At 47.3% G+C, this 25,735-nt stretch carries 24 protein-coding genes; 9 read left to right on the top strand and 15 right to left on the bottom strand.

Annotated features, from left to right (window positions below; genetic code table 11):
• Window positions 1-4 precede the first annotated feature (4 nt).
• The 9 genes from ACSHX2_RS00150 (at window position 5) to pyrE (ending at window position 7,772) form a co-directional block, all read left to right on the top strand.
• A complete protein-coding gene (locus ACSHX2_RS00150; protein ID WP_435689384.1) occupies window positions 5-781 on the top strand; it encodes a c-type cytochrome in 777 nt (258 codons plus the stop codon).
• Window positions 782-827: 46 nt separating this feature from the next.
• On the top strand, window positions 828-2,672 hold the full coding sequence (locus ACSHX2_RS00155) for a cytochrome c oxidase subunit I (protein WP_435689386.1): 1,845 nt from the start codon (window positions 828-830) through the stop codon (window positions 2,670-2,672).
• Window positions 2,673-2,717: 45 nt separating this feature from the next.
• Complete coding sequence (locus ACSHX2_RS00160) at window positions 2,718-4,409, top strand: cytochrome c oxidase subunit 3 (protein WP_435689388.1); 1,692 nt, start codon at window positions 2,718-2,720, stop codon at window positions 4,407-4,409.
• Window positions 4,410-4,441: 32 nt separating this feature from the next.
• Window positions 4,442-4,807, top strand: coding sequence for a cytochrome C oxidase subunit IV family protein (locus ACSHX2_RS00165; RefSeq protein WP_435689390.1), 366 nt, complete (start codon window positions 4,442-4,444; stop codon window positions 4,805-4,807).
• Window positions 4,808-4,826: 19 nt separating this feature from the next.
• Window positions 4,827-5,030 carry a hypothetical protein gene (locus ACSHX2_RS00170; protein ID WP_435689392.1) on the top strand — a complete coding sequence of 68 codons (204 nt, stop codon included), beginning with the start codon at window positions 4,827-4,829 and terminating at the stop codon, window positions 5,028-5,030.
• A gap of 9 nt (window positions 5,031-5,039) precedes the next feature.
• Window positions 5,040-5,243, top strand: coding sequence for a hypothetical protein (locus ACSHX2_RS00175; protein WP_435689394.1), 204 nt, complete (start codon window positions 5,040-5,042; stop codon window positions 5,241-5,243).
• 34 nt (window positions 5,244-5,277) lie between these two features.
• Window positions 5,278-6,126 (top strand): cytochrome c oxidase subunit II, encoded by an 849-nt coding sequence (locus ACSHX2_RS00180; RefSeq protein WP_435689396.1) that lies wholly within the window; start codon window positions 5,278-5,280, stop codon window positions 6,124-6,126.
• Between the two features lie 126 nt (window positions 6,127-6,252).
• Window positions 6,253-7,167, top strand: coding sequence for an SPFH domain-containing protein (locus tag ACSHX2_RS00185; protein WP_435689398.1), 915 nt, complete (start codon window positions 6,253-6,255; stop codon window positions 7,165-7,167).
• A gap of 38 nt (window positions 7,168-7,205) precedes the next feature.
• Window positions 7,206-7,772, top strand: a complete 567-nt coding sequence (gene pyrE, locus ACSHX2_RS00190; protein WP_435689400.1) for an orotate phosphoribosyltransferase — start codon at window positions 7,206-7,208, stop codon at window positions 7,770-7,772.
• An 87-nt stretch (window positions 7,773-7,859) separates the two neighbouring features.
• Here the strand turns inward: pyrE and ACSHX2_RS00195 are convergent, their stop codons facing one another.
• From ACSHX2_RS00195 to ACSHX2_RS00265, 15 genes are all read right to left on the bottom strand, one after another.
• Entirely contained in the window at window positions 7,860-8,753 is an 894-nt protein-coding gene (locus ACSHX2_RS00195) for a PEP-CTERM sorting domain-containing protein (RefSeq protein WP_435689402.1), read from the bottom strand.
• A 244-nt stretch (window positions 8,754-8,997) separates the two neighbouring features.
• Complete coding sequence (locus ACSHX2_RS00200; RefSeq protein WP_435689404.1) at window positions 8,998-10,008, bottom strand: PEP-CTERM sorting domain-containing protein; 1,011 nt, start codon at window positions 10,006-10,008, stop codon at window positions 8,998-9,000.
• Between the two features lie 230 nt (window positions 10,009-10,238).
• Window positions 10,239-10,436, bottom strand: a complete 198-nt coding sequence (locus tag ACSHX2_RS00205; protein ID WP_435689406.1) for a hypothetical protein — start codon at window positions 10,434-10,436, stop codon at window positions 10,239-10,241.
• 159 nt (window positions 10,437-10,595) lie between these two features.
• Window positions 10,596-12,029, bottom strand: coding sequence for a glycoside hydrolase family 10 protein (locus ACSHX2_RS00210; RefSeq protein WP_435689408.1), 1,434 nt, complete (start codon window positions 12,027-12,029; stop codon window positions 10,596-10,598).
• Between the two features lie 44 nt (window positions 12,030-12,073).
• Window positions 12,074-12,661: an N-acetylmuramoyl-L-alanine amidase family protein gene (locus tag ACSHX2_RS00215; RefSeq protein WP_435689410.1), complete on the bottom strand. Its 588-nt coding sequence runs from the start codon at window positions 12,659-12,661 to the stop codon at window positions 12,074-12,076.
• Window positions 12,662-12,772: 111 nt separating this feature from the next.
• Entirely contained in the window at window positions 12,773-13,177 is a 405-nt protein-coding gene (locus tag ACSHX2_RS00220; RefSeq protein WP_435689412.1) for a hypothetical protein, read from the bottom strand.
• Window positions 13,178-13,256: 79 nt separating this feature from the next.
• A complete protein-coding gene (locus ACSHX2_RS00225) occupies window positions 13,257-14,024 on the bottom strand; it encodes a 7-carboxy-7-deazaguanine synthase QueE (RefSeq protein ID WP_435689414.1) in 768 nt (255 codons plus the stop codon).
• Between the two features lie 79 nt (window positions 14,025-14,103).
• Window positions 14,104-14,820, bottom strand: a complete 717-nt coding sequence (locus ACSHX2_RS00230) for a hypothetical protein (protein ID WP_435689416.1) — start codon at window positions 14,818-14,820, stop codon at window positions 14,104-14,106.
• Window positions 14,817-18,464, bottom strand: coding sequence for a hypothetical protein (locus ACSHX2_RS00235; protein ID WP_435689418.1), 3,648 nt, complete (start codon window positions 18,462-18,464; stop codon window positions 14,817-14,819). The genes ACSHX2_RS00230 and ACSHX2_RS00235 overlap by 4 nt, the downstream gene beginning before the upstream one ends.
• Window positions 18,465-18,828: 364 nt before the next feature.
• Complete coding sequence (locus ACSHX2_RS00240; protein WP_435689420.1) at window positions 18,829-20,055, bottom strand: L,D-transpeptidase family protein; 1,227 nt, start codon at window positions 20,053-20,055, stop codon at window positions 18,829-18,831.
• A 60-nt stretch (window positions 20,056-20,115) separates the two neighbouring features.
• A complete protein-coding gene (gene hflX / locus ACSHX2_RS00245; protein WP_435689422.1) occupies window positions 20,116-21,417 on the bottom strand; it encodes a GTPase HflX in 1,302 nt (433 codons plus the stop codon).
• Between the two features lie 124 nt (window positions 21,418-21,541).
• Complete coding sequence (locus tag ACSHX2_RS00250; RefSeq protein ID WP_435689424.1) at window positions 21,542-22,747, bottom strand: hypothetical protein; 1,206 nt, start codon at window positions 22,745-22,747, stop codon at window positions 21,542-21,544.
• A 234-nt stretch (window positions 22,748-22,981) separates the two neighbouring features.
• Window positions 22,982-24,160: a hypothetical protein gene (locus tag ACSHX2_RS00255; RefSeq protein WP_435689426.1), complete on the bottom strand. Its 1,179-nt coding sequence runs from the start codon at window positions 24,158-24,160 to the stop codon at window positions 22,982-22,984.
• Between the two features lie 185 nt (window positions 24,161-24,345).
• Complete coding sequence (locus ACSHX2_RS00260) at window positions 24,346-25,266, bottom strand: transporter (RefSeq protein ID WP_435689428.1); 921 nt, start codon at window positions 25,264-25,266, stop codon at window positions 24,346-24,348.
• 126 nt (window positions 25,267-25,392) lie between these two features.
• Window positions 25,393-25,734: a c-type cytochrome gene (locus tag ACSHX2_RS00265; protein WP_435689430.1), complete on the bottom strand. Its 342-nt coding sequence runs from the start codon at window positions 25,732-25,734 to the stop codon at window positions 25,393-25,395.
• Window position 25,735: the final 1 nt, after the last annotated feature.

Genomic DNA, 25,735 nt, shown 5'->3' on the forward strand with positions numbered 1-25,735 from the left:
TCAGATGTCAACTGATCAAGCACCAGTAGATCCAACTAAGCCGGATCTTGAAGAATCCACAAATGTAGCACAAGCGCACGAAGAAGTGACGCGTAGTGCTGCAGCGGCTTCCCGTGAACAACAACTCCGTGAGAACGGTCTCGAACCAGTTTCTATCTGGATCATGATCGCTGGTTTCATCGTCGCTGTCGTCGGTGGTTCCGTACTCCTTTCTTCCGAGAATCTTTTCGACTACGAAACTTTCACTAAGGACGGTTATGTCCGCGGTGAGTTTGAAACAGGTGGTTCTACTATCCCAACGGCACTTGCAGGTGATGCCTACCTCAAAAGAGGTGCAGCTCTCTATAAAAACTGTGCCTCCTGTCACGGTACTGGCGGTGCTGGTGTAGCCGGAGTTTATCCTCCGCTCGCAGGTTCTGAGTGGGTGACTGGTTCTGGTAAAGTCCCTGCGCTCGTGATGATTCACGGTGTTTCTGGACCTATCTCAGTAAAAGGTAATGACTACAACGGCGCGATGCCTCCAATGGCAGACGGCTGGAGTGACTTCGATATCGCAGCTCTCACCTATTACCTTCAGAATAACTTCGGTAATAATGTTGGTGAAATATTCTCAGCTGAACAAATCGCAGAGATTCGTACGATTTCGAAAGACTACGGTAAGAAACCATTTAGTTCTGCAGATCTCGAAACGCATCTCAGCGCTGAATTCACAGCGAAGCCTCTCACCCCTGAGACTCTGCTAAACATCAAGACTGGAGAAGTCGTTGACGCAGACCAGTAATTCATCTAGACCCCACGCAACCTTTCACAACTAGTGACGTAATATTATGAGTGACCACGACCACGATCACCACAACCCGAGTTTCCTTCAGAAATATATCTTTTCCACTGATCATAAGATCATTGGTATTCAGTATGGCCTGACCGCCTTACTATTCCTTCTATTCGGTTTCTTCCTTATGATGGTGATGCGCTGGAGCATCGCTTTCCCGAATGAACCACTTCCGGAGTGGCTCAGCTGGGTTTTCACTGATACCTGGAAAGGCCGCTGGCTTACCGACGGTAAAGTGACAGGTGAAACTTATAACATGTTTGGTGCTATGCACGGAACAATCATGGTTTTCCTCGGCGTTGTACCTCTCGGGTTCGGTGCTTTTGGTAACTACGTAACACCTCTTCAGGTGGGCGCTGTTGATATGGCATTTCCTAAGCTTAACATGATGTCCTACTGGATTTATGTTGTTGGTGGCTTGATGATGTGTGGCTCGTTCTTCCTCGAGTCTGGTACAGCAAAGTCTGGTTGGACAAACTACCCACCACTTTCTGCAATCGCAGATTCGCAGCATCCTAATCAGTTCTTTACTGGTCAGACACAGTGGTTGCTAGGCCTCGTGTTCCTTATTTCCTCATCCTTGTTAGGGTCGGTCAATGTGATCACTACCATTATCAACCTTCGAGCGAAGGGTATGACTTGGATGCGTATGCCATTCCTAGTTTGGGCTATGCTCGTCACAGCTTTCCTTCTTCTTCTTGCATTCCCACCACTCGAAGTAGCTGGTATCATGCAGGTTGTTGACCGTTTCTTCGGCTCATCCTTCTTCCAGCCATCTGGCCTCTACACATCTGCATCAGGTGTTATCGAGCAAGCTGGTGGTGGTTCACCGCTTCTGTTCCAGCACTTGTTCTGGTTCCTTGGTCACCCAGAGGTGTACGTACTGCTCCTTCCTTCCATCGCAGCTGTTGCGGAGATTATTCCAGTCAACACACGTAAACCACTTTGGGGCTATAAGTCTATGGTCTACGCTGTGATGGTGCTCGGCTTCCTTTCCTTCATCGTATGGGCGCACCACATGTACATCACTGGAATGGGATCTAGTATCTCTACCTTCTTCCAGATCACTACAGTACTTATCTCTGTACCGTCTGTGGTTCTGATTACCTCGCTTATCATTTCACTCTGGGGTGGTTCTATCCGCTTCACGATGCCGATGATCTGGGCCTGTGCTTTCCTTCCGATGTTCGGTATCGGTGGTCTCACTGGTCTCCCGCTCGCATTCAACCTGGTAGGTCTTCACCTTCACGACACCTATTACGTGATCGGTCACTTCCACTATGTGGTAGCACCTGGTATTCTCTTCGGTCTCTTCGCTGGTATCTATCACTGGTATCCTAAGATGTTTGGCCGCCACATGAACACCTTCCTTGGACACCTTCACTTCTGGCCATCACTGATCGCGATCAACTTCGTGTTCTTCCCAATGCTTATGCAGGGTATGGCTGGTTTCCACCGTCGCTGGTACAATGGTGGTGACGCCTACGTCGTAGACGCTGACTCTGAAAACGTTTTCGGTCAGATCGTTCGTGATAACATCGATCTTAACTACACTATGTCTATTGCGGTATTCGTACTCGCAGCGGCTCAGCTTCCATTCATCATTAACCTCTTCACATCCTGGTTCGCAGGTAAGAAAGCTACTGATAACCCTTGGGATGCAACAACTCTTGAGTGGGCAACACCTACGCCTCCAGGACATGGTAATTTCGAATTCGACGTAGCAGTTTACCGCGGACCTTACGAGTACTCTCGTCCAGACCATGATACGGACTTCTACACCCAGTGGGAAGAACCTAAGAAGGTGGCTTCTAAATCAAACGATGGCGCTGAGGCTTAATAAGGACGAAGCTCACTTCAAAACTATCTAACGACTATTTTTCAAATGGAAATTCCTTACATCGTCAATCCACGCAAGGACACAGGTCTTAACAACTCTAAGATCGCGATCTGGTTGTTTCTTGCCTCAGAGGTAATGCTCTTTGGTGGCCTCTTCTCCTCCTACATCTTCCTCCGCGTTTTTGCAGATTACCCATGGCCAGAGCGTGCACTGCCAGTGCTACCAGGTCTAATCAACACATTCATCCTGATCGCATCTTCCGTGACAGTAGTGTTCGCATGGGCTGGTCTTAAAATGCGTAAGTGGAACATGTTCGTAGGTAACATGGCATTCACTATTGTTTGTGCTGCTGTTTTCATGGTCTTCAAAGGCATGGAGTACAATGGCAAGTTCCACCACCATGGTACTCAGACTGATGACTATGCTTGGGTCGAAGGGCACCTCGATAAAGAGCACCCGAACGTCTACGCTATTGAAGCAGATACGATCAATCTCAAGCTTGAGAGTGCAGCTCCTAACTATGTTGCTTCCATCCTTTCACAAACTGAATCTGCTCCTGTTCTAAAAGAAGCATACCAAGTGCGTGAGATTTCTGATGGTCACTTCACTCAAAAGGTTCTTTTCCCAGTTGGGACTTCACTTTCCCAAGAGGTTATTGATACAGCTGCTACGGAGTATATTAATGCTCGTACGCACAATCAGGACCTCCGCACACAGCTACTTAAAGATGCGTGGCTAGAAGTTCGCTCAGGAAAGTACCCTGAACTTTCAGGTCTTAAGGATTACGACTCAAAGGTTAAATCTACTGTAGCTGACGTTCATACTGCTCTTGTAAAGAAAGCCGAAGAGAATAATGAGTTCCTACTTGCGAATGGTAACATGATGTTCGACGCAAACGGGGCTGATCTTACCTTCAACACTGGATGGGGACGCATTTCTAACTCTGAGGAAGGTGAGTCCACCAACGTCTCTCTTCTCGATGGTTCGGTTATCAGTGGAACAGCGGGTGATTCTGCAATTGTCTATCACTACGTTGATGGCATTGATTTCCGTCACCTCGTAATGAAAGCTGAAAGCAAAGGTCTAGATGCTGATGTTCTTATCGAAGAATCACCAGTCCTTCATTTACACGGTCCAGGTGGAGATAAGATCCGCTCACTTTGGGAAGCACATAAAGTTTGGCGTGGTTACCTCGCTGAGCATCTTAAAGAGAAAAAGGATATGCTCACTGGCGAAGGTCGTACACCTACTGAAATCGACCTTTACCGTATTACTTGGCAGCAGATGGTTGGTTACGACAAGCTTCACAAAGAGATGGTCGAGTCTGGCGAGATCGCCGCAGACTCCCCACTCAAGGATGCTGTCACAGCGGAAAATTGGTCGAAGGTTAAAGATGACCACAAGCCACATATGATCTATGACGTCATTGGTGTGCAAGATGAGCATAAAGCTACTTTCCCACAACACGTTCACGTAGATCGTCCAGAAGTACGCTTTGACTCAATGTTCTCACCAAAGATGAACAACTATTACGCAATCTACTTCACGATCACTGGTCTTCACGGACTTCACGTTATCGGTGGTGCCATTGTTCTCGGTTACTACCTCTTCTTTGGCCGCAAAATGTACCTTAGCAATCCTGATTGGCTTGCGAACCGGGTTGAAGTCGGCGGCCTCTTCTGGCACTTTGTTGACCTTGTTTGGATCCTCGTATTCCCGGTCTTCTACCTTATGTAATTTCTATCATTCACTTTTAACTTATACTCAAAATGGCAGATACACCTGAAGAAATTAAGTCACACTTCAAAGTTTACGGACTTGTTGGAGCTGGACTCTTCGTAGGAACCGTAGTCACTGTTCTTGTTGCAACTGTTGAAGCACTAGATATTGGTGCTCACGGATTCGATATCTGGGACATGCTCCTAGGTCTTTCGATCGCATTGACTAAGATGTTTTTCGTTGGCTTCATTTTCATGCACCTTAATCACGAGAAAAAGGGGATTTACTGGATCTTCTTCGGATCTCTTTTCTTTGCAGCGACTCTCATAGCACTCTTCGCGGGCGCATTTTATGATCCTATCACCTTTGACGCATTAATGCCACCAGGTTATGGTGATGCTAATCCATCTCACTAATTCTTAACAAACCAATCTCATGTCTCTCAAAGGATTTCACATTGTATTCATCACGGTTGTCACACTCTTCTTTGCATTTTTTGCTGGATGGGCATTCACTGGTGGAGTCTCACAGGACGCTTCTTTCTGGATGAACGTGGGTTGGGTTTGTCTTGTAGTTTCGCTAATCACTCCAGTTTACGGCGTATTCTTCATTAAGAAGGCTAAGAAGCTTTACCTCTAATTATCAGTTATGAGCAGTACATTAAACATTGCATGTATTACCTGCGCTCAAGCATTCGAACATGCTGGAGATAACGCAGCTGGTTATGCGATTCTCTTTATGCTGATACTTCTGGTTCCTATTCTTGGAACTCTCGGGTTTGTTATTTTTCGTATTTCCCGACGCTCCAAAATCCATTTCGATACTCAATACCAAGACCCAACCGAGGTCTAATTCATTTCCCTAACTACTTGCTCTAACAAAAACTATGTTCAGCAACATCACACTCGCTTCTCTCTTTTCTCCTTCTGACTGGCTCGGCCTTCCTAAGAGTTACTCCGCTCACGGTGACCAAGTCGGTCACTTGATGGACGTAATCAACTGGTTCATGATCGCACTCTTCGTCGGTTGGACTATCTTCTTCTTTGTTTGTTTGTTTAAGTTCAACCAGAAAAAAAACAAGAAAGCTCAATATCACGGTGTGAAGAACCACGTTTCTACTCACCTTGAAGTCGGCGTGATCATTGTTGAAGCTGTACTTCTTCTCGGATTTGCTCTTCCTCTCTGGGGGAAACGTACAGATAGTTACGACAAGGTTATGGAAGAAAACCCTGTGCGTGTTCGTGCTATCGGCTATCAGTTCGGGTGGAAATACCACTATGCTGGCAACGACGGTAAGTTCGGCTTTATCGATCGTGATCTTGTGAGCTACCAAGGTGACCCGTGTATAGACCCTAACGATCCGAATGGTTTTGATGATTTCTTAGCATCTACTCTCAAACTTCCAGTAGACCGTCCCGCAATCGTTCAGGTTACTTCCACTGATGTGATTCATAACTTCTCTATCATCCCAATGCGTATCCAGCAGGATGCTATCCCAGGTAAGGACATTCCAATGTGGTTCACTCCAATCAAGGAACTCGAGACTTCCGTAGTCTGTGGTCAGCTCTGTGGTGAAGGCCATGCTGACATGGTAGGTACTATGGTGGTTGAATCTGAAAAGACTTTCTCCACATGGTCAAACGACATGAGCGTAGCAGCTTATGAAGAAAATAAGGCGGCCTATGATAAGCGCCAAGCAGCAGCTGCTGAAGTGAGCCCAAGTGCCCACCACTAACCTGCTAGTTTAACTATCTTTTTTACAATTGCCCGTTGGTTTACCAACGGGCAATTTTTTTGGTAATTCCAAAAAGAGCCTCGTATTACCATTGCAGATTCAGCTGGGTCTAGACAGTCTGCGCACATGTCAAATCCACAAGCTACAGGAAAATTACTCGGAGTAATGCTGGTCCTAGTAGGAGCAGTTGTCTTTCTCGCGATCTTCGCACCATTCACTACTATTCCGTCGGGTCACGTCGGTGTCGCTACTCTTTTTGGCAAGGTAGATAATGAAGAACTAGGGGAGGGGTTCCATCTCATCAATCCTCTAAAGAAGGTGTATAGAGTTGATTGCCGTAATCAGGAAGAAACGTTTAGTGATCTTGGTGTGCCTTCTCAGGATCAGCTTTCTACTGAGGTAGATATCACGGTCAAATGGAGAGTGAACCCAGAGTATGCTGCTGAAGCATTCACTGAAACTGGAGATGCGGATAAGCTCAAGGCAGTCCATCTTGTTCCAAAGGTGCGTTCACTCGTGCGTGAGGCGGGTAAGAGTGTGATTCGTGCTGAAGATTTCTATCAAAATGAAGTACAAACGAGTATGCAGAAGCAGATCAAGGTTGGTCTGCAAGAGTTGATTGCAAAGGGGATCCTAGTTGATGACGTGCTGATGCGCCGAGTCGATCTTCCTCGTACCATTGTTGAGGGTGTTCACGAGAAAAAGCGTCAAGAGCAGAAGGCTGAGCAACAAAAGGCTGAGTTCGAACGCTTCAAAACTGAGCAACAGCAAAAAATCGCACAAGCTGAAGCAGAGAAAACTGCTTCTGAGCAAGAAGCTCTTCAGCGTCGCCTGCTCGCTGATGCTAGGGCGTATGAGATCGTTTCAGAGGCTAAGGCTCGAGCTGAGTCAATCAAGATTGAAGGTGAAGCTCTACGTGAGAGCCCTGACCTCATTAAGCTTCGCGCTGTTGAGAAGTGGAGTGGTACTGTGCCTCGTGTGACTCTAGGGGACAATATGGTGCCTTTCATTGATCTTTCTGAAGAAGTGAAAGGACAATAAGGTTTTACATTTTTAATCCAGAAGTAAATGCTCACGCCATGTCTGAGATCTACGACTCATTGAAATCAATTTTGTTAGAAAAGTCAGTACGTACTGGCGAATTCACCCTCGCATCTGGTGCTAAATCAGACCTCTACATCGACTGCCGCGTGACTGCGCTCGACCCAGTAGGCGCGCAGCTCATTGGTAAGCTCGGCTGGAAGGCTGTGCGCGAACGTATTCAAGCCGAAGGGCTAGATATCGACGCTATTGGTGGTATGACTATGGGGGCTGACCCTATATCTCTCGCTGTTGGTATGACTTCTGCCATGGAGACTCCTGACGAAATGATTCAGGTCTTCAATATCCGTAAAGAGCCAAAAGGCCACGGAAGAGGAAAGCAGATCGAAGGTAATTTCAAGGAAGGTGACCAGGTCGTAGTCGTTGACGATGTGATCACTACAGGAGGTTCCACTATCCAGGCGATCGAAGCGATTGAGCGCGCCGGTGGAACAGTCAAATTTGCTTTAGTTCTAGTCGACCGTGAAGAGGGTGGCCGCGCTGCGATCGAAGCGCGTGGTATCCCTGTGGTATCCCTCTACAGCCGCAGTACGCTGCTGGGCTAATATAGTATATTAATACATCTAAGTAAAAAGCTCTGACTGTTCATACGGTCAGAGCTTTTTTTTGTTCGGGGGGAGTATTGGAAACTATTATGTACTCTTACGTTTACGGCGTGAGAGAAATCCCAAACCACCGAGCATTAACATGGCGGAGCTACTTGGTTCAGGAATGGCGGTGGTTGTTGAGTTGTTGAAATTGGTCGTAAGGTAGTCTAGATCGTTCGAGGGGAAACTGATGCCAGTGAAATCATCTTCACTGCCTATGTTACCGTTAGTCTTCCCTGTGCCTCCCTCCGCACTGATTGCAATATCATCATAGATGCCAGTGATGCTCTTAGCGTAAATATCAATTACACCACCATTACCGCCGTCATTGCTATTCGTTTTAGCTCCATCGCCGCCGTTACTGCTAATGGCAGCGCCACTGGCATCAAGGTTAGAGCCAGTCGCAATAGTGATGATCCCACCATTTCGGCCATTTTTATTAGAACCTTTACCGACAGCTCCATCTGAAGAAATGACGGAATTGAGGATCATATCGCCTCTGGAGACTAACGATATATTTCCTCCATCATATGCCTGAGCTTGGGCTGGGTCGGAATAGGATAACTCTGCCTCAAGTGTGAAATTGCCTGTAGCAAGAATGGCTAAACCTGCTGGTGGTGGAGTATTCCCCCAAATCACATCAATGGTGACGTTTTTACCTATGACAAAATTTTCAAAAACGAATGCGAAGTAGCTGTCCTGGGGTGAGCTTGAATAATTTGTAGCTACAGTGGTCGCGGTGTAAGCCGTGGTTTGTCCAGTGTAACTCAGTGCACCACTTACCATATTGAATGTGAGAGTTTGAGAACCGGTCAGTTCGAGATTCCCATGGTTGGTGAATTCAACTGCACCAGGATCGAAAATTGCCTCCGTGATTACTGCTGCACTATGTGCATAGCCTGCTATAAAACAGGAAAGAAATGGAATAATGAGTTTCATGGTGGTATGTGTGTGTTGCCCTATGTAAGGGAGGTTGACTTCAGGGAAATTGAAATTATAGATATTCACTATAACTGCATATGATGACTGTTTGCATATTTAATATGATTTGGAGTATTCCTTAATAAGGTTTAAGAAACTCAGGAGGCCCTACATAAATCCCAAAATGATGCTAATCGAAGGACTGAAGCGAAGCCTAGTTTGCAAAGCTATTTTTTTGTTCGGGGGGAGAATAGAAATGTTGCTATGCGCTCGTCCGTTTACGGCGTGCAAGAAAACTAAAAGCTGAGAGGATTAACATGGCGGAGCTACTTGGCTCAGGTACAGCTGTTATAGTAGGCCCTTGAAGAGATGAAATGTAAATAGGTGTGGTGTTTATACCTCTACCATCACCACCAAATCCAGTTCCTAGCTCCGAACCGTTAGAAAACGGAGCTGCCGAAGTGTTGCCATTAGCTGCATTACCTACGCCATCATTCTGACCACCTGTGCCCGCATTGTTAGCAATACTGCCGCTTGTTACATCGTAAGCATCTGCAATAATCTCTACAGGCCCTCCGTCTGCGCCATTGCCGCCAGAAGCATCATTGAATAATCCGAATCCTGCATCACCGCCATTGCCTCCAGTGGCCTCGATTGAACCCTCTAGGATGAATTGTGCAGCACCGATTGAAATGTTCCCTGCGTTACCCCCAGCAGACCCAGGGCCTCCAAAAAGAAAAATAGAACCACCATTTGCGCCGTTGGCACCATTGGATGATACTTTTGAGCTGATCGTGAGGGTCCCGTCAGAAACAAGTGAAATGTTGCCCCCATTGGTTCCACTAGCTTGCCCACTATAGTCTAGATCTGTTCCAAGATAGAAGTCACTCTGAGAGAGCAGTGCTAACCCACGACTTCCTGTCACCGTAATGTTGACGTTAGATTCAAGGTTGATTGATGAAAAATTGAAGACAGCATAGTCGCTCGTCTCTGTCTTATCATAGTAGTTAAATTCAGCAGGAACTTGATAGGATGTTGAATCTATCATGTATCTCCCTGTATCAGTATCGAAGGTGAGGGTCCCAGAATTGAGAGATAAGTCTGCTCCGTTTTGTGCGAACATATGATCACTAGAGTTAGGATCAAAGATAGCACCCACGAGGTCTCTCTCGTACGAAACGATAGCCCCGTTGGCTGGTGTTATAATACAGGTTAATGCAACTACGCAGATACCCCTACTAACTAAACCATTAAAAATGTTTAGAAAAGTCATATGTGTCTTGTGTGTGTGTGTGTCGCCGAAGCGATCAGCCTTCATAGATCTCAGGGGGAGTATCTATTATTGCCGATGAGAGAGAGAATAACCTATAAGGCACTATTAATCAATAGGTGCAGTCGTATTCAGCAAGAACGTACAAAAGATAGTTCAAACAAGTGTACAAAAAAAGCCCTTCGCGATACGACGCAAAGGGCGGGATGAATAGAGGTATGAGAAGGTTCTATTTACTCACTCAGAGAGGCCGTCTCGATGGATGGCTCATCGGTAAATTCACGAGCTTGAGCATTCCCCTCGTTTTTGACAGCTTCAATAGAGGAGCTCTGAGTATGATAGCTAGCTACGTCTACTGTGTGAAGAAAGGCTGCTGCGAGCCAGAGCCCAAGAACTGCAAGTGAGGCGGATAGAAAGAGTTTAATCTTCATAAGTGTAGAGAGCTGAGGGGCGAGCTATTAAGATTTCTTGATTATATGCTCAGCTTTTTTATCTGAAGTAAAGATAGAAATGGCATGAGCAAGGACGCAGGCATTGGCTGGAGTGAGTCATTTTGTCAAGAGGGATAAGTCACTCGGCAAGAATCGACACTATGGTTTTTTACCTAGCACTCTGGGTCCACTGGCATTGCCATAACGATCGACAGCTGTGACAGCAATGGCATCAGGTGTTCCCCTAAGTGTGATACTAGGTTGGGCCGTGACTGCGATAGAGCTCCATGATTTCCCGTAACGGGCCTGTACAGCATATCGCTGGACACCTGGGACTCTACCAATTCGGAGTGAAGTGCTCCCGCCAGAAGAAGTAGCAGAAAGGCTTGGTGCAGCTGGAGACTTCTTAGAGATCCAGGTCATGGGCGGGACCAGAGCTGGCACAGAGAAGAGTCCTTTTTCTAAACTGGAGGATATTCCACCACGGTTCTGCATAAGCGACTTCATACTCCACTGAAGTGAACCAGCCCAGTTACGGCCAATAGTTCGTGAGAGCTCTATTTGTTTGATAATTTCTGAGGCAGGGCGCCCTGGATCATCAGAACTCTGAATGCGTGCCGTTGCTATGCCTGGCCAGACTGGGCGTGAACCTTGCTGACGCCACCAGCTGAGTAAGTTCGTGTAGGATTGTTTCGCTGGAGAAATGCGCCAGTAGAGCTGAGGGGACAAGTAGTCACACCAACCATTTTTGAGCCATTTGCGAGAGTCTGCACTCAGGTGCTCATAGGCATCTATTCCTGCTTCGATTCCGCTAGGCACACCCGGGCGCCAAATACCAAATGGGCTAATCCCTACGCGCACCCATGGTTTCTTCGCCTTGATAGAGCTGTACATGCTTTTCACAAAGCCATCCACATAGGCGCGGCGCTGTGCAGGAGATTTTCCGTCTGGGAAGTCAGGCGAAGGGCGGCCTCCCACGATGGTAGGATAGGGGTAAAAGTAGTCATCGATATGAACTCCATCGATGTCATAGCGCTTCACTACATCCATGATAACTCCGAGCGCGCGCTTCTGTGTGAAGCTATCGGCAGGGTTGAGCCATTTATAGTTTTTGTAGGTCTTGGTGTGCTGAGGGTGAGTGCGACTGACGTGATTGCTCGAGGTAGCCATTGATTTATTAGGCAGAGCGCGGAATGGATTGAACCAGGCATGGACTTCGATTCCACGGGCATGGGCTTGCTCGATACAGTACTGGAGCGGGTCGTAGCCTGGGGATTTCCCCATCGTACCCGTGAGCCAGTGGCTCCATGGTTCAAGGTTGGAGCTGTAAAGAGCGTCTGCATTTGGGCGGACTTGGAAAATGAGAGCATTGAGGTTGAGCTTCTGCGCTTTATTTAAAATGGCAATAAGCTCGGACTTCTGTGTCGAGGCGCTGAGTCCTTGGCGGCTTGGCCAGTCGATATTGTAGACTGTTGCTACCCATGCTGCGCGGAATTCACGGGGGAATGCAGGAGGGCGCTCACCACTGGGGACGTAGTTTTGAGCATGAAGGGTGCTAACTAATGCGAAAAGAAAAAGGAGAGTGCGGATCACGCAGTAGCACTAACAGTAATCTGCTAAAGACGCACTGAAAAATTCTAGCGATAATGGAGAATTCCATCTGCAATAGCGCTTGCTGTAAGCGACTGGTACCATGAGCGATTACAATTTTGTCGCTCAGTCCAGTTACTGATGTAGCCACATTCTACCAGAACTGCTGTGCAGTTGGTTTTATTAAGTACCGCGTACTGGCTTCCGAGACGAATTCTACGGTTCTTAAGATTGAGACGCTGCACCATCCGAGACTGGATGGAGTCAGCGAGACGTTTGCCACTGCTACTCGCATAGAATGTTTCAACACCTCGAACATAAGTGTGAGTACTGGCATTGAAGTGAATGCTAACAAAAATAGTGTCTCTGTAGCGGTTAGATAGTTCTGCGCGGCGGCTCAGTGAAACATAGTGATCACTATTGCGAGTGAGGGTGACATCGAGTCCGTTTGCTCTAAGAATGTTCGCCAGCTTATTCGCGACTTTTAGGTTGAGGTCGGATTCGCGGACTCCTCCCCAGATAGCGCCTTTGTCCTTACCTCCATGTCCTGGATCAATCACCACGCGCTTAAAGCTGCCAGCACTGAGCAGGCTGCTACTTAAAGCGATGAAAAGAATGATGCGTAGGAGGTTCATAAATTTAATCTAACTGCTCTAAGTTTTTATAAAAAACCTCTCAGCTGTCAAATTTATTTTAAAACTCCTTAATTATTAAGAGAACTTTATAAAAACTTTTACGGTAGTCGCCTAAAGATCCATGAGCATTTCATAGTCGGCAATAAGGTCGACATCATAGCTAGCTACAAGTGAAAGCGGATCAATGAGATAGCTGAGGTCATCGTTCGCTGCGACTGTATCAGCAAGAGCATCGAAGCCTTGCTCTGAAGACATGGTCTCAGCATGCGCTACTGGAGTTGGAGTGAGAGCCTCTGGGGCTTGAGAGCTAAGGACGAGAGCTATACATGCCGCTGCTGTAGCGAGTGTGCCAACTATAGGAGCTGGGCTGAGAAGCTTTTTCCACCAGGACTGAGACTCTTGCTCTTCTAAGCGGATATCCCGCATGACATCACGCGAAAACAGTGAGCTGGCTTTTTGCTCAGAGGCATGGTCAAGCAGCTTCCAGACTGGGTCGTTGTTTTCGTTGTGATTCATAATAGTGGGTGGGTTCGGTAGGTGAAACCGATGGCCTTGGAAAAAGTTGCACAGAAGTTACAAATTTTTCTAGAAAAAATCAAACGCCACGTTTGGAACCCCAGAGTTGGATGTGGAGTCGGTCTGAGAATCTGTAGCCGTGATCCCGGCAGAGGTCTGCTAGCCAGAGCCTCCGAGAATGCAGTGTGGCTTCATCGCGACCCTCAGGCATAAGCAATATACGTTCGCGTGGGATCGCATACTTTTTTTCAAGGCCCTGCATTTCAGCTAGGTCAGCGGGGTCTTGGATGACAAACTTGAACCAAGCCTTGGGCGATTGAGCAAACCATTGCATCGCTTTTTGACAGTCACGCAGTTTCTCGGAGTTCCCTGAATTACTAAGCTTCGTAGAGACATTAAATTGGTCGATGGCGACTGCCATTTCAGGGGCGGGCAGCTGGGTTCCATTGGTTTCTACTTCGAAACGATAGCTAGAATCTTGATCTCTTAAGTGCTTGATGAGAGCGAGCCAAGCTGGTTGCTGGAGGAGAGGTTCTCCACCAGTGAGAATGAGGTTTTTACAGGGAAACTGCTGAACTTGCTCGGCGACCTCTTCGATCGAGCAATCGAGAATGTACTCTGACTTTTTAAATTTCTTATAACCTTCGACTTTATCGTTTTCATGCGGCCACGGAGTCCCTTCCCAATTCCACGTGTAGTCGGTATCGCACCAAGTACAGTGGAGGTTACAGAGGGAGGAGCGTACGAAGATCGAAGGCACACCCATGCTCACTCCTTCGCCTTGGAGGGTATGAAAGATTTCAGGTTTTCCGTTGAGAACAGCGAGCTTTAGTTTCGGAGTGGCCATATCAAATTTTCAGCAAGGTGGCAGCTTTCAAGAAAGAGCGCAAGAGCGAGAATTGGCCTCCGATGTACTCGGGAGTGGTTTATTTTTGAGCCATAAGCTCACTCGGGTTTACGAGCTGGGAAAGGAACTTGAGTTGGATAGGGCGCGCCTTGTTCTTAGAGGTTTCAGGAAAGACGAAGACCATCTTACGCTCCTTTGGTTGGCTGAATAGACGGGTCTCAAAAATGATTTTATTATTGGCTCCAATGATGAAAGGTAGCATGCCTCCTTTTACTGGAACGTTGGCATCAACGACTTTAATGCTACCTGCAGAAACTCTAGATTTTTGTCCATTAATGAGGGTTTGGAGTGGGGTTTTTGTAAGGTTAAAGAATTTATAGGACCCAGGAGGGAAGCTCCCTAATGAGTCGTCGACTCCAGTTATTCGGAGTGGGCGTTCAGTAGATGTAGAGTCGGGAATAAGTAAGAAAAGTGCACGTTGCTTAAAGCTTGGCATTTTGCACTGTGCGTACGGCTGGTATTGAGTTTTCCCATCCACTTCTTGTTTCGTGTAGAGTGTAAAAAAATCACTTTTTTCAATTGGAAAGGATTTCGAGCGAGTCCCTTTACGCAATTTCAAGGGGTGGAATTGCTTTTTATATTGGAAGAATAATTGCTCAGTTTCGAGCTTGTCCCAAATCACGCAGGAGAAGGTAGACTTTGCTTTCTTTTCGAATGCGTCAGCTTGCTCACTTTGTGCATAAACAGAGCAGAGGAGCGAGAAGAGACAGATAAGGAGTTTTATTGGGGTTTTCATATTTCGTCTGAGTTGAGCCAACGGAAGGAAAGGGTTTTGTATTTCCTACCTAGAGTTTTATTGATGCCTAGGAGGACGGTGGATGTTTCTGGCTTCTGTTTAGGAAACTCGTTTGGGGTGTCTGAGGGTTCGTCCCAAGGATCATTGAGGTGTGAATCTACGTATTCTGGAACACGCTGAACGACAGCCTCGCAATATGCCTCCGCTAGCTTGTTCCCGTTGGAGTCTAGTGATTCACCATAAGCGCGGATAGTGAAGGTATCACTCCTAGGACGTAGGCGAGGAGCGATAGGTAAAAGTAGGTCAGCTTGATTAATTTCTCCAGGGATGCCCGTGGCAGTAGATCTTGGTGTGCCATTGTCTTGCTCGAATTGGAAGTAATCTGAAGTTCCATTCGCTTCGTATATGGGAGTGAGGGGAATGCCGTTTTGTGATTCTACGTCATCACGTGCCACAGCATTGACGCCGGCTTCATCAATGGCTTCCTGAAGGATTCCTTGGTGATCACCCATTCTTCTGTTGATGAAGTCAGAGAGACTCATAAAGGGGCCATTTTCGGCACAACGTTCTTTAATTTTTTCTACCAGGATAGTTGCGAGTGCTGCGATTTGATCGTCAGAAAGTTCACCGAATCCAGACCAATGCTCTTGCGCACCGTTGCCTTTCTCCGAGGGTAATGGGCCACTTGGGAATGGAGTAGCATTGGTGGTGGAGGCGTTGCCTCCTTCGGCATATTGGATTTCTAAGTTTCTATTCGAGCGGAGAAAGGATGACCAAGCTTCGACTGAGGTCGAGTTGATATTGAACGCTCCGTTGACTAGAGCATATGCCGATGTTCTTTTGTATCCGTCGTCGTTATCGTCTATATTAAGGTCGGCGTATATAGTATCGGCATCTTTACCTTCAGGGACATAAGGTATGAGAGACGGACTGGCTTCGGCGTCATCGTGATTTCCGTCGTAAAATGAGGTAATGACGGTATTTGGAGAGTTTCCAGCAAAACCGGAGAAGAAATAACGGTCAAATAGCGCGTCATTCATGTGCCACGAGAGGTCTTGTGCTAGAGTATCTTGAAATTCCCCTCGGTCATGTATTTTTCCGTAAGTAGTATCTACATCAATAAGGGGAGATGACCATGAGTTGCCAATAGCTCTAAATGCTTCATTGGCTGTGATGGAAATGTTCGCATGCGAGAGCGCAGCCAAGGATAGCAATGGAGCTCTAGGGATGTTGACTAAGGGAAAACGAGTGGATGAATTTGAACTTGAACTGAGTCCCCAGAAAGCACTACGTGCCGTTTGGGCGGAAAAATTAATGCCATAGTTTGTCATCAAGTTTGTTGGGTCAGCGTCTGTGATGAAGTTATAGAGCTGATTGAGTCCACAAACGCGGTTGTAGTCACGTTTTACAATAGTTGGCATAGGATTGAATCGTGAAAAGACCTCCACTGGATTAGGGTTTTCTCCATCCCAATAGGCTGGTTTCATCATGGTTGTCACGACACCTATCGCGACTTTAGACCCTTTCAAAGCTCCAGCCGTGAGACTGTTAATTGGTACGGAACTGCTTCCACTACCTTGAGCTTCAGGTGATACAAACTCTCTAATATCTGTGTTTGCTGCGCTAGATTGCTCTCCGTGGTGAGGGTAATGAATATGTTGGAGTTCGTCTCCAAATGCGCTGCTATCGGTTAAGTCACTTGGAGATATTACATTGTTGGGTAAGTATGTAGTCCACTGATTTCGCATGGCATTAGCGCCACCAGTTAACGAACTACCTTGACTTAGAAGATACTTATAGAGGTAGCCAATATCATCAGAATCATCGACAGAGAGTTCACCATCTTCTCCATTAGGTCCAACTCCTTTGAATGTGCTTAGGACGAGACCAGAAGTAGTATTCCAGTTGTAACCTAAGTTAGCAGATCCTTGCTGACCACTCGTACTAGCCACCACTATTTCACCAGGTTTGAGAGTGATAGGCCCTCCATTTTCGTCTTTGATGAGGTAGTTGATTCCATTACTGACAGTGTTACTAACATTGAGTCGAATGGTGTTCGCTAGGTTTTGGTGATATGTTACGGGTGAGCCTGCACCATTTTTAGTGACCCATATGCCGAGGTCTCCAGGAAGGCCATCACCCATACTTAATACGAGATTTTCGCACTCAATATCGCAATTATAAGGGTTCCATAAGAACATTAGCTGATCTAAGAAAATTTGAAACTTATTTGTATTTGAGACCCCGTAGCTAATCATTGTCGAAGAACCGATTAGCATGGGAGCGTAATTGGACTTCGCAGGCTTATAGATATATGCATTCGTCCTATGATCGTTTTCTTGGAAGAAGAGGGATTTACCACCGAAGACCCCTACACGTGAGCTTAGATTTATATTTTGTTGATTATTGGGGTAATAAGCACGAGCGGTTAACTTGGCATTCTCTGAAGTCGTTTGAACTTGCTTGTAGAGGTTAGCGTAGTCTCTAAGAGCCCACCATGTTGGGCCGCGCATGACAGAGCCATTGACAGAAATGTCTGATGCAAATGGACTATTTGAATCAGCAGTATCCCTGTACGGCAGCCTTGCTTTTACAGGCATGCTTGGAGTTTGTTCACCTTCTTCGAGTCGATCACCCCCAGCAACGAATTCGCCTTCTTGTTTGTTAAATTTGTCGGCGGACTCTGCTTCCTCATTTGCGTCCATTTCGAAGGCTAGGCTGAGATCGCGTTGCAGACCGCCGAGCTTGGTGTCGGAAAGTACAGCTTGGCTGAAGACGGTAAGGTCGTGGTGGTTTTCTTTCACCCATGAATAGGAGTGATCTGAGCCAAATGCTAAGTAGAGGTCATCGATCGAAGTGAGCTTTTCTATGCCTTGATGGTAGGTGTCTAAGTTAGCCTCATTGACTGGAGAGCCGGAGGACGTAAAAGAGGTGATGTCGGGGCCGGCAGCAGCCATTAATCTAGCTGCTTGCTGTTCCTCATCTGTTCCAGTTTCGTTGAGGGACCAAACGGTGCTGGCTTTGACTCCATTGTCCTGCACCCAGAATGCATAACTGCCGTTCGCTTCTCCATTTTCTCCAAGAATAGAGATTTTATCGACTTCGACATCATCTGCTACTCCGGCTCCATCAAAAATGGTAAGAGGGTCCTTTAAGCTGACTAGAGTCGGGTCCGCGTCAGTGATGTTTGTTTCATCACTAGAAGAGACGAGCCACCTGAGGAAATGAGTAGATTTTTCATTGTCTGAGCTATTTGGGTTTGGGTTGAATGTGCTACTATCCCATACGCCGACCCAATTTTTTCTTGAGGTGCTCGAGGAAGAAGTAGCACTGGGGGCCATGACAGAATCTCCAGTGGCTGTGATCCTTTGATCGTGGCCAGAGCTTTCTTGGAGTTGGGCGAGTGCAATGGTCAGAGCCATGCGAGCATTTGCCATCGCTTCTGCACGTGGACGTTCGTGGGCAGCATTTTTTCTTGAGACAGAAGCGAGTGATAGCATGCCGATCCCGACCATGATCAATAGCGACATCACTGAGATTGTGGCGATGAGAGCAAAGCCCCTTGAAGCTCGCTCGTTAGGCTGAGTGAATGATTTGACGGTGAGCGGGGGGGAGATCACCCGTATTTGGTATGGGTGATTCATAGGGCAGTAGTTCGTGTCAGGATAGTTATACAGCTGGAGTATGTGGTATGGGGGAAATGATGATCACGCTCAGTGCTGCCGACTACAACCACTGAAGGTAGAAGGGTATACGCTTTTGCTATTATCATAGATTAATGAATTACAGAGGATACCGGGTGAGGGCAATCATTGAGGGTTCACATGGTGCGACAATAGTTTTCACAAATTGCGCAATAGGTTACACGTTGTGTGAAATATGAATATGTGGAGCCAGTGATTGGAGTCTACGGTTTCCAATGATGACTGGAGCCTCGCGGTGGAAATAAAAAAGCTCTGTAGCGAAGTGCTACAGAGCTTTTAGAAAATAGATGTGAGGTGACTTACCTTACTTGATAATCACGGTGGCTCCAGGGCGGATGAGTTTAGGCATTTTCACGACATCCCAGTTGGCGAGACGAATGCAGCCTGCGCTGAGGCCGCGACCGATGCTCTCTGGGTTGCTTGTGCCGTGGATGCCTATGCCTCTGCGGCTGAGACCTTGCCAATGAACTCCAACAGGGCTGTTTGGGCCTGCTGGAATGGTGAGACTTACTTTACTGTAGACGCCTTGTTTGAGCAGTGAATCGTCATAACGCCATGTTGGGAATTCAACAGAGTTTACCATTTTCCATGTGCCACGGCGGATGAATTGTGGGCGACCCGGAGTGATCGGAAAGGCTGCGATGATGATAGCTCGCGCTTCGTCATGATCGCTGAGTTCTACAGCGGGGCCTTCTTCTTCAATGATCATGGCACGCGCTGGCTCGCCAGGGTTCGTGTCTGCAAGGGCAACACGAATGGGCAGCTCAGGGTTGGTTTCCACAGGAGCCAGTGTTTCGCTGCTGGTGTAGCTTTGGCTTTCTACAGTTTCTACGATAGTAGGTGGATTGATCGCTTCGTATATGCGGATCTGATGCATGTCTGTGTCGATCACTGCCCAGCGCGAACTAAGGAGTGGGTCTTCTTTGTAGCCGCGTCCATGGCCCATTTTTTCAATGAGGAAGGGCTCCACATTTGGAACGCGGATACTATCGCGCGGTTTGAGACGGTTGATTTTTTTCGACCCGTTAAGCTGTTTGAGTAAATCCTCAGAACAATGGTAACGCTCTGCCATGAATTCGCTTACTGAGCGGTATGGCATGTCCTTTCGGCTGGCTTGATAAGCTCTATCGCTGCCCCAGCGGAAATTAACGTCGACATATTTGTTCGCCGCTTCTGGTACGATGGCGGTGACGTATAGCTGAGTTACCTCTTGGTTTGCAAGATCTTGGACAACGCTGATATCGTCTTCATCTCTGCCGTATTTCTTGTTGAATGAGGCGATGGCCATTTTGGTGTACTGGCCGGGTTTTCCGTCGATCACACCAGGGCCGAAGTTCAGCTTGTCGAGATAGATTTGTAAGCGAGTACCGTCTTCAATCTCCTTTGGAATAAGGATTTCTTCACCAGTGATCTCATCGATGAAAAGAGCTCTTGGTGGTTCTTGTCTTTCGACAAGAACGGAGTCGTAATTGAGAGCTGGAATCTCCGCGGCAAGAGTAGCTAGCGGTAGCAGGAAAAGCAGAAAGCGCATAATATAGTGGAGTACGCGGAGAAGGTTCCACTCTTTTACCTAACAATCAAGCATGTCTGGCTATTCTGCGATGAATTGCTCGAGTCGACCAGAGATGATACTTGGAACTATAGCTGTCACTAGAACGTCATTACCTTCATATTCAGTAGAAATGACCTTCGCTTCTGTGTGGAGCAGAGAGCTGAGATCACCTCTGCTTTGTGGTATGCGGTAGGTTCGGCGGCGTACACGGTCGCCAAGCATCTCGGCACATTTGTGTAATAGTTCGTCGACACCTATGCCGTCCCGGGCTGAGACACAAATGGTGTTCGGGAAGCGGTCACTCAAACTAGCTAAGATGCTAGTGTCTTCGACGGCGTCAATTTTATTGAGTACAGTGACCATCGGCTTGCCTTCAGCTCCGAGCTCATTGAGCACGCCCATTGTTGTTTCAAAAAACTCGATGGCGCGCGGGTCGTTGGAGTCGAGCACGTGGATGAGAAAGTCTGCGAGTACAGCCTCTTCTAGAGTGGCTTTAAAGGCTTCAACAAGACGGTGGGGGAGGTTACGTACGAAGCCTACTGTATCCGTGAGTAGGAGTGTTTGACCGTCTGGTAGCTCAATGGAGCGAGTGGTGGTGTCGAGTGTGGCGAAGAGCATGTCTTTCGCCATGATATCGGAACCAGACAAAGTGTTGAGGAGTGTCGATTTTCCTGCGTTGGTATAGCCTACGATGGCTGCATGAGGAGTGTCGTTTTTTTCACGATCCTTACGGCGTGTGGCGCGCTGAGTGCGTACGGCTTCAAGTTCGCGCTTGGTTCGGTCAATGCGCTTGCGGGCGAGACGGCGATCAACCTCGATTTGCTGTTCACCCATACCACGGGCAGCTCCACCGCCACCAGCACCGCCACCAGCACCGCCACCACCTTCACGGTCAAGGTGCCCCCACATACGGGCCATACGAGGTAGGGCGTATTGCATGCGAGCGAGTTCTACCTGGAGGCGTGCTTCTTTGGTCTGAGCACGCTGGGCGAAGATATCAAGGATCACTTCTTCTCGATCAATGACGCAGATCTGAGCGAGTTCTTCCCATTCGCGTTGCTGCGAGGGAGCGAGCTGGTTGTCAAAGACAATACAGTCACATTCGTGGGCGTGTGCAAGCGCTACAATTTCAGCAGCTTTGCCAGTACCGCATAGGTACTTCCTGTGCATTGCGCGAGAGTGGCCAAGCTGTAGCTCTACGACACCGATCCCAAGAGTGTCGACGAGTTCTTCCAGCTCCTGGAGCAGGCTGATATCTTCGTCTTGATCACGGCGATTGAATGTGAGTCGGACGAGCAAGGCGCGCTCGACCATGTTTGGTTTTTCCCTAACTTCGAACATGTATCTATGGAGATAAGGTGTAGACGGTGCAGAGGTACAGAGTTTTTTATGCAGGAGCTGAAATAGTAAAGCCCGAGTTATGGAGTAACACGGGCTTTGCATGTATATTTTATATGGTTTGTTGTTAATCAACAGCCATGAAGACAGGGACATTCTCTAATTCCCATTCCCAGCCTGGGAATTTCTTGAGTGTGGCCTTATCTTCGGTTTCAAGATGGCCAACAGTGAACGGAGGGAGGATGTCTCGGCCACCTTGACCTTTACGATACTTCGCACCTTTTTCTTCGATCATGAGACCGAAATACATAGAGCCACCAGGAGCTTCCGATATTACCAGGTCGATATCAAGAGTCTCACCCTCTCGAACATTAAACCAAGATCCGTAATCGAGATCGGCCCCTTTACGCCAGGTCGGAACTTTTGGTCCTGTAGACTTACCGCTCTCCTTGACTGTGTCTGGGAGTGGGCTGTTGATGAGAGCAGAGGTGAAGACTGATTCACCATTGAGATCAACAGTTATGAGATCGTCACCATGCCCTGCAAATCTGAATGTGCCATCTTTGGGAGCTTTAATTTTCCCTTGGTAATGAATGAGCCAGTTACTGGGTTCTACTTTACCTTCTTGTCCAAACTGTTTTGGGGCAAGGTTTGCACTACTTGGCGGGATAGCAATGTAGCGAGCGTAGAGTGGACGCTCCGCTTTATAAAATTCTCTTAGCGAGCTGGATGAAAAATTACTATTACGGATTTTTTTCACTACGGAACCATAGCTGCCTCCGTCTTTCCTGCGCATCGAAGCCAAGCTCATTGGTTTATAACGTGTGTTAGGTTCTCCTTTTGCGTTTTGTTTGAAATCGTAGAAACGTCCTTCGATAGTGCCCAAGACCTTAGTACTGGAGCCAAAACCTCCGGCAGCACCAGTGGCTCCTCCGCTTCCCCAGTCGTCACCTTCGAATCCTAGGCCAAAGTCGTCACCTGCTCCGAAATCTATAGAAGCTTCATTAAGACTGAAATCTACTGTGGGAACGGACATACTTGAGGCCGAGGTGCTGGCGATTACGCTAGCCATTTGTGATGGGGCAGATGGTGTGCGAGCTACCTCATTTACGATTTCAGGCTTTTCAATGTTTTCGGTCTCAGAAATCCCCATATTGTAGGATACCAATTCGGGAGTTTTCTTGTTCACAGTTGCCATAACGAGGATACTTAAAATAATGACAAGTAGAGCGCAGACGAGTAGCGAAACAACGATCGAGTAGAGGGTCGATTTCTTCTTCTGGCTTGCTAAAGCTTGTTGTGCTTCGGCTGAAATATTGGCATGAAGGCTCATAAATAAATGCTGTGTGTTTACCCAATGAACTCAGTTTGAGATTAGGTGTGTTGCATTATAAACATCTAAGGTGTTTAAATACAACTTAGTGTGATGCACGTGTGGATATGTATATTCCACATTCCTAGGAAAAGGAAGACCGTTCCAAGAAATTCCTGGAACGGCAAATTAAAAATGAGTCTGTAGTTCAAACCATCAAAGATGGTTCATTTGCTATTCAGCAAAAGAGCGAGATTAGTCTATACTCTGGAAGCTAGGTATATTCTTTAGGTCAAACTCCCAACCTTCGAATTTTTCAAAGCTCTCTTTGTCTTCAGCGACAAGGTCTCCAAATGTAAATGGTGGGAGGATGGGATTGCCTTGCTTGTCTTTTTTGTATTTTTCGCCTTCTTCTTCTACTAGGAGTACAAACCCTACCCAGCCACCTGGGTTTTCGCCAATGGCTACATCAACTTTGAATGTTTCGCCTTCTTTGAGGTCAAACCAACGGCCATAGATCAGGTTTTGCTTAAATGGTCCTCGGTGGTTTGGTTGGCTCTCTGCATTCGCCCCATCTATTTTTACTGCACTAGCAATTGATGTCCATGCTCCTACTAGAGCTGGCTTGCCGTTGATCGCGGCGCCAACATAATCATCGCCATGGCCAACGAGTCGGTAACGACCAGTCTTTGCTGCTTTAAGTTCACCGCTGTAGTGTACTAACCAGCCACTTGGTTTCACTTCATTTTCCACCCCGAAAAAGCGCGGAGCGGCATCCGCTTTTGAGTTCGGAATTGCAATGAATCTAGAATAGAGTGTTTTGTCTGCTTTGAAGTGGTCGCGAAGGCCGCTTTCTTTGAAACGAGCCTGATGAAATTTATTGATTTGAGCAGTGAAGGACTTATTACCGACACGGTAACCTTCAGCTGGTCGCCCTCTTCGATCTTGTTTGAAGTCGTAGAAGTGTCCCTCGATAGTTCCAAGGACTTTGGAGCTGGAGCCAAAGCCACTAGCTGCACCTGTGGCTGCTGAGGAGTCTCCGAATAGGTCGCCGTCAATTCCGTCGCCAAAATCTTCACCAGCTCCGAATTCTATCGATGCTGTATCGAGACTGAAATCTACGGTGGGAATAGACATGCTAGCAGCAGCAGAGCTGGCGATAACACTCGTCATCTGTGAAGGCGCTGAAGGTGTGCGCGCAACCTCGTTTACGATTTCTGGCTTCTCTATACTTTCTGTTTCAGCGACTCCCATGCTGTAAGATACGAGTTCTGGAGTTTTCTTGCTCACGGTAGCCATGACAAGAATACTTAGAATGATGACGAGCAGAGCACAAATAAGTATAGAAATGATGATGGAGTAGAAGGTCGACTTTTTCTTCTGACTCTCTAAAGCAAGTTGTGCTTCAGTAGATAGATTAGCGTGAAGGCTCATAGGGTGCTCAAGGAGTTAGGTATTATTGATGAGTTATTAGGAGGTTATTAAATTTCATCATATATGATGTAGCCTGTTTTGGTAAAGGTTACTTGGCGTTGGGTGTCGGATGTTTTACGACATCGTAAAAAAGCCGCTCTAGTTTACACTAGAACGGCACTACTACTCATTTTTTTAGCTAGGGATTAGAAAGTCCACACAAGGTCTACAGTGAGACGTGAGGCAGTAAGTCCGTCCTCCTCAGCTGTGAGTGGGATCTCATAGGCAGCACCGACATTAACACGGTCAGTGAGCTTATAGCGTGCACCTGCAGCTAGGGTGACAGTATCTTTATTTTCACGGCCGTTTACTGAGCCGAAATTCATGAGGTCAAGTCCATCGAATTCTAGGACCTGGCCTAGTGAAGCTCCTTGGCCTTCACCGTCAGAGAGCACGCGGAACCAATTAAGCTCAACCAGAGGAATGAATTTCTCAGTGACATGATAGCTGATGTGTGAGCTTAGGAAGCCAGTGGTAGACTCTTCTGAACCATCAAATGGGAGACGAGTCCCAACTGAGCCGGAGAATTGCCACCCATTATGAAGTTTAAGCGCGGATGCAATGAGGTTTACTGCGCCGTCACCATAACCTTGGTACACTTCACGGTTTCCAGTTGGGACTTCCAAGACCGCTGAGCCTGAGAGAACGAATTGACTGACTGGGTCGTAGATGAAAGCGTACTTGAGGCCCGCTGCGAGGTTAGCAAAACCATCACTGTCCGAGAGGGTCTGATCGGGATTCATGTCCACGTAGCCATCTTTGGTAGCTATTAAAGAGATCCGCTCATTGAAAGCGTACTCGAGTTGTACAGCGAAAACATTAACATCGCCACCTAGATCGACCTGAGTGCCAGCAGCGCTAATAGTGTTAGGTAGCTGGTGGTACATGTAGATGGCGTGGACGTTCGTCTGCGGTAGCGCATTGCCCTGAAAGGTGGGGTTAGAAATGGGTGTGATGGCATTTGCAAATGCATCTGCCTCAGGAGCTGGTGTCGTAAGTAATGGGGCTCCGGCGAAAGCTGAGCCTGCAAGCCCTACAAGGAGACTTGGAATAATCTGTGGTTTCATAACGTGCTAGGTAGTGACAGCTCTGAAGTGCGCTGTCTTATGGGGCTACGCTAGCAAGTAATGTATGTGACGGCTCCGCAACATTGGCGCGAAAGCTGTGCATATTTTGTCTCCGATAAGAAAACCTTACTGAGATTTTTTTTGCTCAGTTTTGACTTGGCTAGCGGCTACCACGTAGTCAGTTACAAGTTTTTCTTCCTCTTTAGAAAGTCCTGCATTCCAAGCCATTCCTGGGACGATGACATGCCATTCCTTAGTCGGGATCTCGTTTGGTATGCGCTTCTCGTGACATTGCATGCACTGGCGGGTAAAGATAGCATGGCCTCTGCCCAGATCTTCAATCGGAATGTTAGATTGTTTTGCTAGAGCTGCTGTCGGAGCGAAGGGGTCATCAGTCTGCTGAGTAGTGGTGCAGGCGGTAATGACGGAGAGGGTAGTCGCGGCGAAGAGGAGTGTCAGAGGTTTCATC

Source organism: Rubritalea sp., assembly GCF_051252225.1.
Lineage (GTDB): Bacteria > Verrucomicrobiota > Verrucomicrobiia > Verrucomicrobiales > Akkermansiaceae > Rubritalea.